This window comes from Streptomyces sp. NPDC004561 (assembly GCF_053602155.1).
Genome location: NZ_JBSGDB010000204.1, coordinates 1 through 15,179 on the forward strand (window position 1 = coordinate 1; position 15,179 = coordinate 15,179).

The 15,179-nt window shown below is 67.2% G+C and carries 10 protein-coding genes and 2 pseudogenes; 8 read left to right on the forward strand and 4 right to left on the reverse strand.

Annotation, left to right across the window (positions count from 1 at the left end; translation table 11 throughout):
- Positions 1–351: 351 nt before the first annotated feature.
- Positions 352–1,275 (forward strand): recombinase family protein, encoded by a 924-nt coding sequence (locus ACWEN3_RS24835; protein ID WP_452974962.1) that lies wholly within the window; start codon positions 352–354, stop codon positions 1,273–1,275.
- A gap of 345 nt (positions 1,276–1,620) precedes the next feature.
- Here the strand turns inward: ACWEN3_RS24835 and ACWEN3_RS24840 are convergent, their stop codons facing one another.
- Entirely contained in the window at positions 1,621–1,842 is a 222-nt protein-coding gene (locus tag ACWEN3_RS24840; RefSeq protein ID WP_200692523.1) for a hypothetical protein, read from the reverse strand.
- 561 nt (positions 1,843–2,403) lie between these two features.
- On the opposite strand from ACWEN3_RS24840, the pseudogene ACWEN3_RS24845 reads away from it, so the two are divergent.
- A pseudogene (locus ACWEN3_RS24845) lies at positions 2,404–2,490 on the forward strand (Tn3 family transposase); the annotation flags it as partial.
- A 174-nt stretch (positions 2,491–2,664) separates the two neighbouring features.
- Here the strand turns inward: ACWEN3_RS24845 and ACWEN3_RS24850 are convergent.
- A pseudogene (locus ACWEN3_RS24850) lies at positions 2,665–3,132 on the reverse strand (GNAT family N-acetyltransferase); the annotation flags it as partial.
- A 302-nt stretch (positions 3,133–3,434) separates the two neighbouring features.
- Here ACWEN3_RS24850 and ACWEN3_RS24855 point away from each other — a divergent pair.
- From ACWEN3_RS24855 to ACWEN3_RS24880, 6 genes are all read left to right on the forward strand, one after another.
- Positions 3,435–3,728 carry a hypothetical protein gene (locus tag ACWEN3_RS24855; protein WP_452974965.1) on the forward strand — a complete coding sequence of 98 codons (294 nt, stop codon included), beginning with the start codon at positions 3,435–3,437 and terminating at the stop codon, positions 3,726–3,728.
- 3 nt (positions 3,729–3,731) lie between these two features.
- Positions 3,732–3,965: a hypothetical protein gene (locus ACWEN3_RS24860; protein WP_452974968.1), complete on the forward strand. Its 234-nt coding sequence runs from the start codon at positions 3,732–3,734 to the stop codon at positions 3,963–3,965.
- A 312-nt stretch (positions 3,966–4,277) separates the two neighbouring features.
- Positions 4,278–9,908, forward strand: coding sequence for a DUF4011 domain-containing protein (locus ACWEN3_RS24865; protein WP_452974970.1), 5,631 nt, complete (start codon positions 4,278–4,280; stop codon positions 9,906–9,908).
- Positions 9,909–10,515: 607 nt separating this feature from the next.
- Positions 10,516–10,725: a hypothetical protein gene (locus ACWEN3_RS24870; RefSeq protein WP_452974972.1), complete on the forward strand. Its 210-nt coding sequence runs from the start codon at positions 10,516–10,518 to the stop codon at positions 10,723–10,725.
- A gap of 644 nt (positions 10,726–11,369) precedes the next feature.
- Positions 11,370–12,623 carry a S53 family peptidase gene (locus tag ACWEN3_RS24875; protein WP_452974975.1) on the forward strand — a complete coding sequence of 418 codons (1,254 nt, stop codon included), beginning with the start codon at positions 11,370–11,372 and terminating at the stop codon, positions 12,621–12,623.
- Between the two features lie 242 nt (positions 12,624–12,865).
- Positions 12,866–13,534 carry a DUF6444 domain-containing protein gene (locus ACWEN3_RS24880; RefSeq protein ID WP_452974977.1) on the forward strand — a complete coding sequence of 223 codons (669 nt, stop codon included), beginning with the start codon at positions 12,866–12,868 and terminating at the stop codon, positions 13,532–13,534.
- A 604-nt stretch (positions 13,535–14,138) separates the two neighbouring features.
- Here ACWEN3_RS24880 and ACWEN3_RS24885 read toward each other — a convergent pair.
- Entirely contained in the window at positions 14,139–14,927 is a 789-nt protein-coding gene (locus ACWEN3_RS24885; RefSeq protein ID WP_452974979.1) for a GvpL/GvpF family gas vesicle protein, read from the reverse strand.
- 3 nt (positions 14,928–14,930) lie between these two features.
- Positions 14,931–15,179: arginase family protein (locus tag ACWEN3_RS24890; protein ID WP_452974981.1), on the reverse strand; the 249-nt coding region annotated here is incomplete at its 5' end.

Below are 15,179 nucleotides of genomic sequence, written 5' to 3' on the forward strand. Positions count from 1 at the left end.
GCCGCTTGGAGGTCAGCCACGGTCATAACCTTTCGCGTCCGGCTGGGACTGGGAGAGCAGCCGTGCACGCAGCTCAGCCTCATGGAGGGGTGGGGGTCCGAGTAGGAGCGGACCAGGAAACCGGTGTTGCTGTCAGAAGTTTTGACAGGCCGTGATCCGGGCCGTCAGGTCGCCTGCCCCGCTTCTCTCCTGTCGTCAAACGATCGAATGACGACAGGGACGGCGGGCGTCCAATGGACCCGGACTTTCCGGGCCCTGACGGCGGCTCCGATCCAATGAGATCCGATGGCGGCTGACGACAGGGTTAGATGACACCCGAGGTCCGATGCGGCGGCAGAAGCGGGGAACAGCGTGGCCAATCTCGTCTACAAGCGGGTGTCGACCGACCAGCAGTCGACCGCCCGCCAGGATCTTGTCCTCGCCGAAGCCGGGATCGGCGCCCCGCGGGTGTTCGAGGAAGAGGCGGGCACCTCCAGCCGCCTCCACCCGCTCCAGCGCCCGAAGTTCGGCGAACTGCTCACGTACGCCCGGCCGGGCGACACCGTGCACATCTCCGAGATGTTCCGTCTCGTGCGCGGCAACCAGCACATCCTCGACGTCCTCGAAGTCCTTCACCGCGACCAGCTCGCCCTGCGTATCCACGACGGCGCGTTCTCCGCCATGGACCTCACCGCCCGCCACCCGCGCACCGGAGAACTGCTGTCCACCGTGAAGTTCATGCTCCAGACCCTCGCCGCCGCCGGCGAACTCCAGCGCGACCTCCAACGCGAGCTGACCTACGACGGACTGCGCGCCGCCGAGGCCAAGGGCAACAAGGGCGGACGCCGCCCCGCCGTCGCGGCCACGAAGACCGCCGACGTACGCACCGCGTACCTGGAGGGCCGCTCGATCGCCGCCCTCGCCCGCGACCACGGCGTCAGCCGCGGCGCGATCCGCACGGCCGTCGGCGACCTCCTGCCCGACCACATCGCCATCAAGGAAGAGGGTCCAGCGCCGGAGCTGCCGGTCACCCTCGACATGCCGGGCAAGGTCGCCGACTTCCTCCGCACCGCCGAGCTGGACCCCGTCGAGCGAGCCGCGTTCGACCAGGGTGTGACCGTGCGGCGCGGCCAGGGCTACACCCTGCGCGTCACCGCCGCGCCCTCCGTACACCGCCAGTTCCTCGCCCGCTGCCAGCCGCTCGACGGCGGCCACGGCCTCCCCGCGGTCCCAGCTCAGCGCAAGGCCCGCCGTGAGTACGAGAACCGGGTCAGCACGCTCACTCCCGGACCATGATCGTTCTCAGCGCCAACCGCTGTACCGATGTCCCGAGACCGGGCACCCACGGCATCGCTATCACGGTCACTTTGCACCGTGGGTCAGAGGTAGGACACCGGGGCCGGCCAGGATCGCGACCGGAGCCCGCCGCGTCACCCTCCACCTGCCCGAACGCTGGCGCTGGCAGGACGACTTCACCGACCTGTGGACAACGACCGGACAGCGCATGGTCACCTGACCCGCGCGACCGCCCTGTCCACCCACAACCCGAAAGACCTCGGAGACCCCGCACCGGACGGCCACCCGGCGATCACCGCTGCCCGCATCCCGAAGAAACCCGCGCACCCCGCCCGACACCCGCGATCAGAGATACCGCCTCAGCCAGTCGGGCATGCTCGGCTCGTCAAGTCCCCAGGACTCCTGGAACGATTCGTCCTCCTGCCAGGTGTTCTCATCGCCGTCGAAGAACTTCTGCCGGTGGCACTTGTACTTGACGACGGTGTCGCCTTCGAGCCTGTACTCGTTCCAGTAGTAGTTCTGCTTCCCGTGGCCTTTCCACTCCTGGGTCTTGTAGATCGTCGTCATGAAGTCGGAGTGTAGCCGGGGCGCTGAGGCGGCGTTGCGCCTTGGCTACGGTGTTGGCCGTCCACGGTGCACCCGTAGCCGTGGCCTGCGGAGACAACGCTCGTCGGGCCGAAGCCCCACAGCCCACCTGCTCAAGATCACCCCACTGCCGCTTTTGGGCTCACCTGGACCCGCACTACGACCAGGACCACTACGCCCGCACCCGGGCCGAAGCCCGCCGCGCAGCGCTCGAAGCCTCCGGACAGCTCACGTTCGAGACGTAGAGAACTCGCTGATCAAGCCCATGATCGTTCTCACCGGGATTTCCTGTACCTCAACTACTCACACCCGTGCCCCTGCGGCGCTCCGGTCGCGACCCTCGCGGCCGACTGTTTCGGGCCCTTCGAACTACACCTCGACCCCGTTCGGGCCTACGCGTTCTCCCAGTAAGACCGCGAAGCGTGCGGACGACGTGCGCGACACGTCCGACGGAACCCGTCCACCCAACTTCTTAACCACTACTTCCGTGGTGAACGACTGCTCGCAGGCGGACCTGCCGCCGAGCTGGGCTAGTTCGGATAAGACCAGCTCGCCGCCCTCGGCCTCGTCCTCAACGCGGTCGTGCTGTGGAACACCCGCTATCTGGACGCCGCCGTCGCCCAGCTGCGCGCCAAGCACGATCAGGCGGGAGCCCTCCGTCAGGCTGAGCGCGGCAGCGGAGGGCGCGTACAGGTTGCCGACCTTCTCCCGCAGGGAGAACCCGGCCGTCTCCGGCGGGGAGACGATGAACCCCCACTGCTCGTACATGCGCGCCAGATCGTCGTCCCACACGTAGCCGGTCAGCATGCGGCGGCCGCGGTGGCGCTCGATGTCGGCGGCTGCACGGACCAGCTGCCGGCCGATGCCCTGTCCGCGGGAGGCGGGCGTCACGGTCATGAAGGCCCGGTGCGCGGTGACCGCGTTGACCCGGGCGAACATCTTGGCCTGCATACCAGTCTGCTGGGCGTACAGGTTCTGGTGCGCTTCCAGCTCGGCCAGGTGGTCGCCCGGCTTCGAGCCGAGGCTGCCAGCCTGCACCAGCACCGCGCCCAGCAGTGTGCGGCGCCGCTCGAAGACCAGAATGCGGAACGGCTCGGCGAACCGGGCCGTGTCGACCCCGTTGTCGAGCAGCTGGCAGGACGCTGCCAGCTGCATCCGGTCCTGTTCATCCCGGGCCACTTCCGCGAGCAGGTTCCGGACGGCGTCGCCCTCTCCGACACGAGCCGGGCGTACGCCCGACGTCTCCCCCTTGCGTGTCTTGACCCGCCCCATGTGTGTCTCCCTCGGTGTCGGTGGTGCGCAGCGTTCCGCAGAAGCAGCTCACCGTCGTTGCACTCGTCAGGATTCTCCCGGTCCGGCCGGTGCGTGGCGGATTCCGCGGAAGGTTCCCGCGGAAGGACTGCACCCCTCCACTCGGTTCCGACCCCGCATCTGAACTTTAAGGAACAGACCGCCCACCGCCACCAAACGCCAAGAGGTGGCCGAGCGCCGTACGGACGGTGCGGGACCGCGCGGCGCCGCCCCACCCCACGGCACTTGGGTGAGGCGGCTGGTCTGTTCCTTAAAGTTCAGTGTTGACCCCACCGTCCGCCGTGCTGGCCGCGATCGGTGACAACGCCCGCTCCCGGATGGTCGCCGACCGGCTCGCCCAGTTCCAGGCCGCGATCCTCGACTTCCAGCGGCGTGTGGACACCGAAGCGCGCGCGTTCGTGGCCCGGCAGCTTCCCCACCTGTACGAGGAGGGCGCCCGGGCGGTAGCCGCAGCTGTGGGCGGGCACTTCTCGTGGACGCTGATCCACACCGAGGCCCTGCAGTCGCTGGCCTCCGACTCTTACGCCGACTTCCTGCGCCGCTCGGAGGAGGAGTAGCGTATGGCCGCCCAGTTCTACCGGGCTGTGCGGGATGCGGCACGCCGTGAGGTGCCGTTGCTGGCCGCCGGCCACACCACTGCGCTGCAGGCGGCAAAAGCCCTGGCCGAGAGACTGGCCGCCGAACATCAGCTCACCTACGTCATCTACCGGGGTGGGGCGCGGATGCCGGTGCGGGCGTGGGTGGAGGCCGCCATCCTCGCAAGAGCGCCGTGGCCTACAACGCGGGCACCCTGAACCGGGCCCGTGAAGCCGGGGTGCGGTTCATGGAAGTGTTCGACGGTGCTGATCGCGGCTGGACCAGCCACCAGGACCCCGACAAGGCCGGGGGGACGCTGCGGGTGGTGGAGGAGGCCGCTCAGTGGCCGAGTTCCCACCCGCGCTGTAGGCGGGCGTTCGGGGCGCGGCCGGATCTCACTGTGGCAACTAAGGCCGCTGCTCGGGGAGATGGCCCTGCACCGCCCCCCAGACATCGTTGCGCTGCACCGCTATGCTTGGCCGATTTCGTCTACTACCTTCACCTCTGCATCAGTGAGGGAGTTACGCTGTATGACCGCGCAGGGCAGGCTGTCTTCTACGGATCGGGCTCGGCTGGAGAGGCTGCTCGCCTCATGGCGGGACTCGCTCATCGACCTGAGTTTCCGTAACCGGCTGCTCAACTACCAGCGCCGTCCTTCGTCCGCGGGTATGGATGTGGTCGAGCCCGGGTTGTCCACGGTGCTGGAAGGGCTTGTCCGTGGCTGTGCGTTCGCTGATGTGCGCGAAGATGGGCCGGAGGACGGGTTGGTGCAGGGCGCCAGGGTGCTTCCGGCCGGTTCCGTCGCTGGCGCCCGGCCGCTCGACACTCCCGCGTCGCGGGCAGGAGTCGGCAGCAACCGCCCGGCTGTAAAGGTTACGACGTCCAAGGCCACGCAGGCTGAACAAGACCGGCATCTGCGTCGCCTCGCCTTGGTTGCGCGGGAGAAGTACAACGACTACGGACTGTGGGTGCTTCATCTCGGTGTGGGCTTTTTGGATTGGACGCCGGCCGCGTCTGCCGAGAAGAGTTTCAGTTCGCCGTTGGTGATGGTGCCGGTCATGCTGGAACGGCGACGCGGGGACTCGTACGTCCTGAAGGCCAATACAGATGAGGAGCCGGCGCTCAATCCTGCCCTCGCCATCAAAATGGGCGAGTTGGGCGTTGACTGGCCACGTGTGGAACAGGTGGAGCAACGTGACATTCCAGCCCTGATCGCGCAGGTTCGGCGTGCGGTGGCGGGCATGCGGGGCTGGAAGGTCACGAATCGGGTTGTGCTGGACACGTTCAACTCGAGCAAGGAGGTCATGTATCGGGACCTCCTGGACAATGCAGGCCGGGTGCAGGCCAGCGCCCTCGTGCGCGCCATTGGACTCGGAGCCGACTCTGGCATCGCGCCTGGGACCTTTGCCTTCGAACCGGCGGGCGTCGATCGTATCGACGAGATCCAGCCGCCGGAAATTGCCCCGTTGGTGCTCGATGCGGACTCTTCCCAGCGGCAGTGCGTCGCTGCTGCGTTGGAGGGCCGCAGCTTCGTGATGGACGGGCCGCCCGGCACCGGCAAGAGCCAGACGATCACCAATATGATCGCGGGTCTGTTGGAGAAGGGCCATACCGTGCTGTTCGTCAGCGAGAAGGCGGCCGCTCTGGACGTGGTCCGCAACCGGCTGAGTGACGTCGGTCTCGATGACTACGTTCTGGCTTTGCACAGCAACAGCACGGGCCGGAAGCAGGTGGCGCAGGAACTCGGCCGGGCGTTGCAAGCGCCTCGCCGCACCTTGTCGGGGGGTGCCCGGGCGGACCTTCAGCGCGCTCGACAACTACGCCAGGAACTATCGGGGTACGGGGCGGCGATGAACGAGCCCCGGTCCGGGCTCGGTATGAGCCTGCACGATGTCTTGGGCAGGATTTCACTGCTGAACGGTTCTCATGCGCTGCCTGTGAACCCGGCTTTCGACGCGGCGGTGCTCACGGCCGAGGGACTCGACCAGGCGATTGTGGCAGCCCGCCAGGTCAGCAGGTCGTGGCGTCCGGCTTTGGAGGGTGCGGCCTTCACCTGGTACGGGCTGACAGGCGTTGGTAACCCGCTGCAGACGCTCGAACTCGCCACGGAAGCTCTCGGCGAACTCGATACGAGGCTGCAGCCGCACACGGATCTCCTCGCTGAGCTTGCTTGGGAGGGAGTGCGTGACACCGTTCGGCTGACTGCGCTGCTGCAGGTCGCGGGCGCTCGGCCGGCACTGCCGGGCCCCTGGCTGACTGCCGATCACCAACGTCTGGTGACAGTAGTGACGGGCTTCCAGCGCCGTTGCGAGAAGGTGATCGAAGCCGAACGGTCGGCGGAACTGACTCTCGGCGCGGCATGGGATCGGTTGCCGGCCGAGGCGGATCCCGCGCCGAGCACGGAGGAGACCGCTTTGACGGCTCTGGTGCCCGCGGCCATCGATATCAGCGTGCTCACTGCGGACGCGGCCCGTGAGCTCGGTGACCGCCTTGAGGCAGACGCCGTGGCACTCGATGAGGCGGTCCAGTCGTTGGCGGCCGTTGCCGCCATGTATGGCCTGCCTGCCCCCGAGTCCTGCGATGACGCCCTTCGTTTGGGCCGCCTCGCCACTCTTGCCGGGTATCCCGATGATGCTAAACCGCTGCTGGCATGGCTTACCCGTGAGGGAGTGGCCGACGCCAGGGCTGCAGCACAGGTGCTGCGTGAAGCGGTGATGCGGCTGCGTGCGGCTCGGGGGAAGGCCGAAGGGGTCTTCACGGACCGGGTGTTGCAGGAGGAGTCTCTCGAGGAGGTCACGCACCGCTTTGCCACCGTGCACCGGTCCTTCACCGCAAGGCTGTCCTCGACGTGTCGGGCCGACCGACGGTTGGTCAGGTCGCTTCTGCCTGAGGGCGGTAAATGCGGCAAGGCGGTTGTGGCCGCGCTGCCGGCGGCAGTGGCTTGGCAGCAGGCGGCACGGACACTGAATGCTGAGACCAGTCGCCATGCGTCTGTCCTTGGCCGGCACTGGCGGGGCGAGGACACCGATTTTGATGGCCTGGATTCCCTGATCGCACGAGCCGACGACATCCTCAGGCTCGCTCCCCGAGTGGTGAACCAGGATGCTCTGGCGCGCGAGGTGGCTTCCGGAGGGCAACCGCGCCCTGCGGCGAGGAACACCGCTGAACGGGCAGCTGCCCGGCTGGCCGAGTGGCGGGACTCCCTGGTGCTTCCACCTGCGCCCGGGCCATCGTATGAATTGGAAGTGGGGAGCCTCGCAGCTGCTGCGAAGTGGAGCCGTGCACATGTTGCACCTCTGCGGGCGGCTGAGCGGCTGATCCGGATGGTGGAGGAAACGGCCGTCGCGAGCGGGGCGGCGTCAGCGGCGGTGGGCGCTTGGACTCTCTCTGCAGCACGCGCCGGTGTGCATGCCGTACGGGCGGCGCGTACTGCTGGAGTGGAGTTCGAGTCCAGAGCGGAAGATGACCGGGCACTGCTCGGGGACCTGTACACGGGCCGGAGCACCAGCGCATCCGACCTGACTGCCGCCCTCGACTGGATTACTACTCTGCGCAAGGCGTGCGGGCTTAAGGGCACGGCGACTCTGAGTGCGTCGGCCGCCAAGATCCTGTATCACACGGAAGCCGACACCGAACTGGAAGCGGCTGCAGACGCATGGGCGCGGGCGAGAGAGGCGTTGGCGGATCTGTTTCGTCCGGAACGTGCGGAGCAACTCCGTAGGTCTTTCTCCCGCGGCCAGGATGCGACCTTGAGCGTGCTCGCGGTTCTGGACGGCGATCCGGGCGGCCCTGACGAGTGGCGTGCCTACGACAAAGGCCGCTGTGCCCTGGACTATCTGGGCCTAGGTGATCTGGTGGACCGGGCGGTGCGTCGCGGGGTTGCTCCGGCCGACTTCCCGGCGCTGGTCGAACGTGCGGCTCTCCGCGCCTGGGCTGATCTTCAATTGTCCGGTGATCCACGGCTGGGAACCCCCCGATCAGCGGACCGCGACGACCTGGTGGCCGACTTCCGGGAATTGGACGTGAGACTGGCCAATTACGCCCGTGCCCGCGTCATCCAGACGTGTGACGCCCGCCGCCCCCGGACCATGGACTCGCCGGGTGCGGCGTTGCTCAGGCGAGAGGGCGAGAAGAAGAGTCGGCACAAGCCGGTGCGGGAGCTTTTGGAGTCGGCCAGGGAGACGGTGCCGCTGATCAAGCCGTGCTTCATGATGAGCCCGCTTACGGTCAGCCGGTTTTTGCCGCCTGACCTCGTTTTCGATGTGGTGATCTTTGACGAGGCGTCGCAGGTGCTGCCGCAGGACGCCATCAACTGTGTCTACCGTGGTCGGGCGCTGATCGTGGCCGGTGACCAGAAGCAGCTCCCACCCACCGAGTTCTTCTCCTCCACAGGTGATGACGAGGAGGACAGCGATGACGATGAGGCGCCCGATCAGTTCCGCTCCGTGCTGGATCTGTGCAAGGCGAGCGGGCTGCTGGCCAGTTTGTCGCTGCGCTGGCACTACCGCAGCCGACACGAGGCCCTGATCGCATTCAGCAACAGGGAATTCTACGACGAGTCGATGACCACGTTCCCAGGGGCCCATGCCGAGGGTCCGGATGTCGGTGTCGCCTTCTATCGCGCCAGGGAAGGCGTCTACCGTCCGGGGTCTGCCGCTCGGAACAACCCTGGGGAAGCTGAGGAGGTGGCCCGCCGGGTTATCCACCACTTCAGTACGCGCAAGGGCAGGTCGCTGGGTGTGGTCGCGCTGTCCCAGCCGCAGGCCGTCGCGATCCAGGACGCCGTGGACGTGGCACGCCGGAGTCGGCCCGACCTCGATGAGTGCTTCTCCGAAGACCGACTGAACGGTTTCTTCGTCAAGAATCTGGAGAGCGTGCAGGGCGACGAACGGGACGTCCTGATCCTTTCTGTCGGGTACGGCCGTGACGCCCAAGGAAAGTTCTCGAAGAACTTCGGCCCCATGAACAAGGCGGATGGTTGGCGTCGCCTGAACGTCGCCGTGACGCGGGCACGCTACCGCGTGGAGGTCGTGGCCTCGTTCGACCCGGACGAGTTGGGGGATACCGGCAGCAAGAGTTTCCGGTACTTCTCCCGCTACCTGCGGTACGCGCAAAGCGGTCCGTCTGTGCTTTCCGAAGAGACGGTGGACCCGCAAGCCCAGCCGGAGAGCCCGTTCGAGGAATCCGTACTGGCGGTGCTGCGGGGCTGGGGCTACGACGTGCAGCCTCAGGTTGGCGTCGCTGGCTACCGCATTGACCTGGGGGTCCGGCATCCGCGCCGACCGGGCCTGTACGCATTGGGAGTGGAGTGCGATGGCGCCATGTACCACTCTTCGAAGGCAGCCCGTGACCGTGACCGGTTGCGCGAAGGAGTGCTGCGGGGACTTGGGTGGGAGCTGCACCGGATCTGGGGCACCGACTGGTACCGCGACCGGTCCGGTGCCGAGGCCCGGCTGCGCGATGCCGTCGAACTTGCGGTAGCCCTCGTCGATAGGAGTCCCAGCGCCCCGGGAGCCGGCGAGGGTGACGCGGCGGAACCGGAGGTGTCGCCGTCACGAGCCGCGCCACGGAGCGGGCCTGCGCGGGGGTCCGCCGCGGGCAGGGTCGCCGGAAACCGGACTGCTCCCGATTCCGCTTCCGCCGCGCGGCAGCGCAGAACCGTGCCGGCTCCGCGGCGCAGTGAGCCCCCTTCTGCCACCATCTACCCGGTGACAGCGTTGGCCAGGACATCCTGGCAACGTGCCGAGAACGAGCTGTCCCAGATACGCGAGTACCTGCGGCAGCCAGAGCCCCTGGATACCGCCGCCGATTACCGGGTCCGCGCCGATAACCGGCGCAAATGGGAAAAGCGGCGCGAACAGCTCCGGGAGCGTGCCACGTTCCTGGAGGACTTCCTCAGGGCAACCCCTGCCGCCCCTCAAACATCCGCGGAAGCGACGGTCGCCCCCGGGCGCCTGGTGGGTTTGACCTTCGGCGGTTCCACGGATGTCGAGGAGTACGAGATCACCTCCCAGAGCCCCGTCGCGGAGGAGGGCCAGGCACTTAGCCCGTTCACGCCACTCGCAGCCGCCCTGCTCTGGCTCAAGGCCGGCGTCGCGGTGCAGTACGAGGACGGCTCAGGGAAGCACCGCACCGTTCACATACGGCACGTTCGAGACTGAACGGAACCGTCAGGTCACCGGCCAGGAGCCAGATGCAGAGACGCATATGGCTTCTGGCCGAATGGAGTCGTCGGGCCCTGCCGACGGTGCCGGTCGTGTCCGTGAGGCGGGCCCGCAGTCTGATGGCTGGCACCGGTGACGAGCTATGGCTCTTTTCGGTCCATTCGTTCTGTTTGATCACAAGGCGCCTTTGATCGCCTTTGTGTGCGCCCTGCGGCGTAGTGAGATCTGCACATCAAATACGCGATCGCGACACGAGTGCGTTGGATCCCCACACGAGCCTGCAGGATGGTACTCCATTGATGCGGAATGCCCGGTTCGGAATCACTGTGGCAATACCCGTCATCTCCTGATGCCTTGCAGTGTGTAGAGAGGTTGTCGCCAATTGGTGTTCAGTCCTGCACGGGTGTGCAAGCTGTGCGCTTAACTCTCCTGGCAGGGCCGCCGATTGAGTGGATGCTTTGTGCGCTCCGTGCTTTGATCTTTTGCGCCGCCGGGGTCGCATGAAGATATTCGGAAACGCATGTCGCGCGCCTGCGGTCGAGGCCCGCGCTTGTCCCCAGCGGGGCCGCACCCTTGTTGAACATCCACACGAAGGGAAGTTGTCATGAACTCCGCTCCCCAGGTTCAGACCGTTGAGATCTCCGATGGCGAGCTCGACCAGATCTCCGGCGGCCTGAGCCCGCACGCCAGCGTCATCGCCGGCCCCACGGCGGTCAGCGACTCGTCTGTCCTGGCTCAGGCCGGCGCAGTCAAGAACGAGGCCCTGAGCGCCATCGGCCAGTACAACCAGGCTGGCGCCTTCGTCTCCTTCTGATCGGCAGCCTGGCTACCTACAGCTGAGCTGACGGCAGTTGCCGACGTTGCTCACCCTTGAGCGCCCACTCACGGCCCCAAGACGGCCTGGGAGGGCGCTCATGCATTGGCGGCGACGCCTCCTTATATGGATGGCAGTCAAAAACTTCCCCGGCATCCATCTCAAGCCTCTGGGTCTTGCTACCGATCTTGGCAGCCCATGCTTTCAAGACTCGCCAGCCATCGGCGGGCGAAAGAGCCGTGGCCGGCCTTGCGCGTTCCGATCACCTCATCTGCGCAATTCACGCGACGTGTTGATGCTGATGGAGAATGCCGCCGCGGCGGTCGCGCCCTCGTACGTCGAGACGGGCCATCCGCTCCGGATCGGCAATAACACAGGCAGGCATCAACGGCGGTTCACTTACTCACCGCGGTAGCCTCACAACACCTGCATTGGCATGGCCTTGACCAGCACAAGACGGCGACCACATGGTGAAACCATCTGATCTGCCGCCGATCTGACGTGCCGCCTGCCCATGCCCTTTTTCACGTTGCGTGGCCCGTCCGAACCGCCTCAAACCGCACGGAGGCTTGATGCACCACCGCGAAATACCCTCCGCTACCTCAGTGATTCACCGTCACCGACCGAGACGCCGAGTGCAGCGGATGGCAGCGGCCGTCACCGCGCTGCTCACACTCACCGTCACCGCCCTCGCCTTCGGCCTGGCCACCGGAGTCCAGGCCGCTCCGCGCGCGTCTGCCTCCGCGGTTACAACGGACTTCGGCTGCGCCCATCCCGTACAAGCAGGACAGGCCCGCTGTTTCGGCCTGTTGAAGGCCCACCGCACCGCCTCGGGCCGCATGTCACCGTTCACCACCGGAACCCCGACCACGGTGGGGTACGTGCCGTCCGATCTGCGTTCCGCCTACCACCTGGGCGGTACTTCGGGGTCCGGCCGGACGGTGGCGATCGCCGACGCCATGAACGACCCGAACGCCGAGTCCAACCTGGCCACTTACCGCAAAGCCTACGGTCTGCCGTCATGCACCACCGCCAACGGCTGCTTCCGAAAGGTGAATCAGAACGGCCATGCGTCGCCACTGCCTGCCGGTGACTACGGATGGGCCGAAGAGATCAGCCTCGACCTCGACATGGTCTCGGCAACATGCCCCGGCTGCCACATCCTCTTGGTCGAGGCGAACTCTGCGAACACCTCAGACCTCATGAAGGCCGAGGACACCGCCGCCACCACCTCGGGCGTCGTCTCCGTCTCCAACAGCTGGGGAGGCTCCGAGGACAACACCATCACTGCCATCGACTCGCACTTCCACCACTCCGGCGTCGCGATCACAGCGAGCTCGGGTGACTCCGGTTACGGCGTCTCCTGGCCGGCCTCCTCCCGGTACGTCACCGCCGTGGGCGGCACCTCGCTGAGCAAGGCGTCCAACTCGCGCGGCTGGACCGAGACTGCCTGGAGCGGCTCGGGCTCGGGCTGTTCGGTGTACGAGGTGAAGCCGTCCTGGCAACATGACTCCGGATGCGCCAAGCGCACCGTCACCGATGTGTCCGCGGTCGCCGACCCCAACACGGGCGTGGCGGTCTACGACACATACAACAACTGCGGCGGCGGATCACTGTGCGACACCGAGCTTCAACTCGGCCTCGCACAGGGTGCCGACGGATGGCTCCAAGTCGGAGGCACCAGCGCCTCGTCACCGATCATCGCGAGCGTCTACGCACTGGCCGGAAACACCTCTCAGGTCGTCAACGGCTCGTACCCGTACCACCACACGTCGGCGCTCAACGACGTCACCTCGGGCAGCAACGGCTTCTGCGGAGGCAGCTACCTGTGCACCGCACGGCCCGGATACGACGGGCCGACCGGCCTTGGCACACCCAACGGCACCGGCGCCTTCTGACGGCGGCGCCCTCTGACCGACAAGGGCTGGGCCGCGTCGCACTGCTGCCGCGCGAGCCCAGCCCTTGCCACGTCTCAGTCCTCGAGGTGGACGAGCGTGAGGCAGCCGCCTGAGGCGTCCGGCTTGCACGACCACCAGGCGTCGGGCACGACGCCGACCAGCGGCGTCGAAGCGGTGGACGCTCTCTTGTACTGGTTCCGCCGCCGTAACTGGATAGGTGGTTCATCCGGAGCGGGTTGATCTTGGCGGCCGGTTCGTTGATCATCGGGGCCGTGTCTGCCGTCAGTCCGCCGCCCACCTATGAGGAACTTGCCTCGCTGGTAGTTGCGTTGCGGAGTGAGCTGGCGGCGACGCGTGCAGAGTTGGCGGACGCCCGGGTCCGGATCGTGGATCTGGAGGCCCGGCTGGGCCAGAACTCGAAGAACTCCGCGAAGCCGCCGTCCTCGGATGGCTTGGCCAAGCCGGCCCCGAAGTCCTTGCGGGGCAGGTCCGGGCGGGGTCCGGGGCGACCGAAGGGGCAGAAAGACGTCACGCTGCGGCAGGCTGCCGACCCGGATCACGAGGTGGAACACCGGCCGCTGGGGCCGTGTGCGGGCTGTGGTGCGGAGTTGGCGGATGCCGAGGTGGTCGGGGTCGAGCGGCGTCAGGTCTTCGACCTGCCTGAGCACATACGTGTGGAGGTCACCGAGCACCAACTGGTCACCTGCCGGTGTGCTTGCAGCACGACCGCCCGCGCCACGGCCCCGGAGGGGGCGGCTGCTCCGGTGCAGTACGGGCCGCGGCTGGCTGCCGCAGGGGTGTACCTGATGCACGGACAGTTCCTGTCCAAGGACCGCACCGCTACCGCGCTGGGCGAGTTGTTCGGCGCCCCGGTCGTTGCGGGCACTGTGGCCTCAGAAGGGCTGACCTGAGTCAAGGCTGACCGACCACCTATCCAGTTACCCGCCGCCTACGCATACGCTGGGAGGTCCGCGACGATATTCACGAGCGCTCCTCACCCTCGGCATGGCCGTCATCTGCTGGCTACGCCTGAAGACCCATGTTCACCGGACTCCTGAACCGCGTGTCGGCTTAACGCTGCGGCAGAGCAAGCACTCCTTGTTACTACGCCCGACGGGTGGGTGAGGTGGCGGCGGGACCGACCGCGCCAGGCCCGAATTTGTCACGGATACGGTCCATGGCCTTCTGCCATCAGGCGAGACTCGCGCGCAGCGTCCAGGCTGATCTGCGGGCCACCTGGTCGGCGGCGATGAGTCCTCGCCTTTCAAGACGATGTCGTTCAGGCAGGCGCGCTGAAGGCCGGCGGCGTCCATCAGCAACGGCTGGTGGTTCGTCGGTGAGGCCGCGGGCGGGCGCCGCAAGCGGGTGGACGCCGTGTACTGCTCGCCAAGGTGCCGGACCCGTGCCTATCGTCAGAGGCGTACGCCGTCAGAAGACGTCACCGCGTTCCGACGACCAGGGGCGCATCGGACGCAGCCTTCGGAAGGCGATCGCTGACCGGGAGACAGCGGCCTCTTACCCGTCTGACTGGGCGGCTGCGTTTCCGAACGCCTCCGTGGTGCCGCCTTCGGCCTGCTGGGATGAGGGGGGTTCAGCGAAGCTGTAGGGCGGCAGCGGGCCGTTGACGCGTAGCTCGAGGTGCGGGTGCTCCTGGCGGAATGCATCGACCGCGGTCAGGAACTGTTCCGCTGAACGGCGCTCCACCAGGAAGGAGAGGTTGGCCAGCCAGCCGGTGCTCTGCGCTCCGGCGCTGACTGCCCGGACAATCGGTGCCAGCGCGTGGTGAAGCAGCTCTGCGTCACTGGCCTCGCGTTCCTGGACGGCGGCGGCGACCATTTCCCCGAGCCGGACCTTGTCTTCCTGCGTGCTGCCGCCGGCCTCACGGTTTGCCTGGGCCAGGGACCGGATGTCGTCGTGACTCGCCATGATCAGATGGAGCACGGCATCTTCGTTGTGGTTGGCCTTGATGTTGTACTCCGCCGTACCGTCCAGTGTCTGCAGCCGCTCAAGGAATTGCCTCGCACGCTCGGCGAGCACCCGGGTCACCGTGTCGTCGTCGGTCGAGGCGCTGCCGAATCGCATGGGCAGGACCACGCCGTCTGCTCCGGCTTCGTCCAGGACGTGCTGGTGGGCGAGCAGGTCACGGCGTTTGGGCCGCAATTCCTCGGGGGCGTCACTGACGATCGCGGCCAGCTCGCCCTCGCGCAGCACGCGTACCGGCTGCGGGGGGTCTCCGATGCCGTCCAGGTCCTGGGGGAGGGGGGAGTGGGCAGCGCGGATGATCCCGTAGACATAGGTGCTCATCTGCTATTCCCCTCCCCTGCGCGCGGCCCGCTCGCCCTGACGCTCCTGGCCCTCGTCGCGTGCCTGCTTGAAGGCCTCGGAAACGGTCTCCGCGGCGCCGGACAGGGCCCCCTTGGCCTTGCCGTGGGCGCCGGACTCCGTCATCTTGCCGGTGAGTTCCTCGCGGATCGCGTTGCCGCCGAAGCGGGCGCCCGGCCGGTACGAGACGCCGGAGTCGAACGGCACGCCGACCACGGCGACGTCGGCGGTGCC

Excerpts from the sequence above, each read along its gene's own strand:
- ACWEN3_RS24870 (WP_452974972.1), top strand. The coding sequence starts at position 10,516 with ATGAACTCCGCTCCCCAGGTTCAGACCGTTGAGATCTCCGATGGCGAG.
- ACWEN3_RS24885 (WP_452974979.1), bottom strand. The coding sequence starts at position 14,927 with ATGAGCACCTATGTCTACGGGATCATCCGCGCTGCCCACTCCCCCCTC.
- ACWEN3_RS24865 (WP_452974970.1), top strand. The coding sequence starts at position 4,278 with ATGACCGCGCAGGGCAGGCTGTCTTCTACGGATCGGGCTCGGCTGGAG.
- ACWEN3_RS24840 (WP_200692523.1), bottom strand. The coding sequence starts at position 1,842 with ATGACGACGATCTACAAGACCCAGGAGTGGAAAGGCCACGGGAAGCAG.
- ACWEN3_RS24860 (WP_452974968.1), top strand. The coding sequence starts at position 3,732 with ATGGCCGCCCAGTTCTACCGGGCTGTGCGGGATGCGGCACGCCGTGAG.
- ACWEN3_RS24875 (WP_452974975.1), top strand. The coding sequence starts at position 11,370 with ATGGCAGCGGCCGTCACCGCGCTGCTCACACTCACCGTCACCGCCCTC.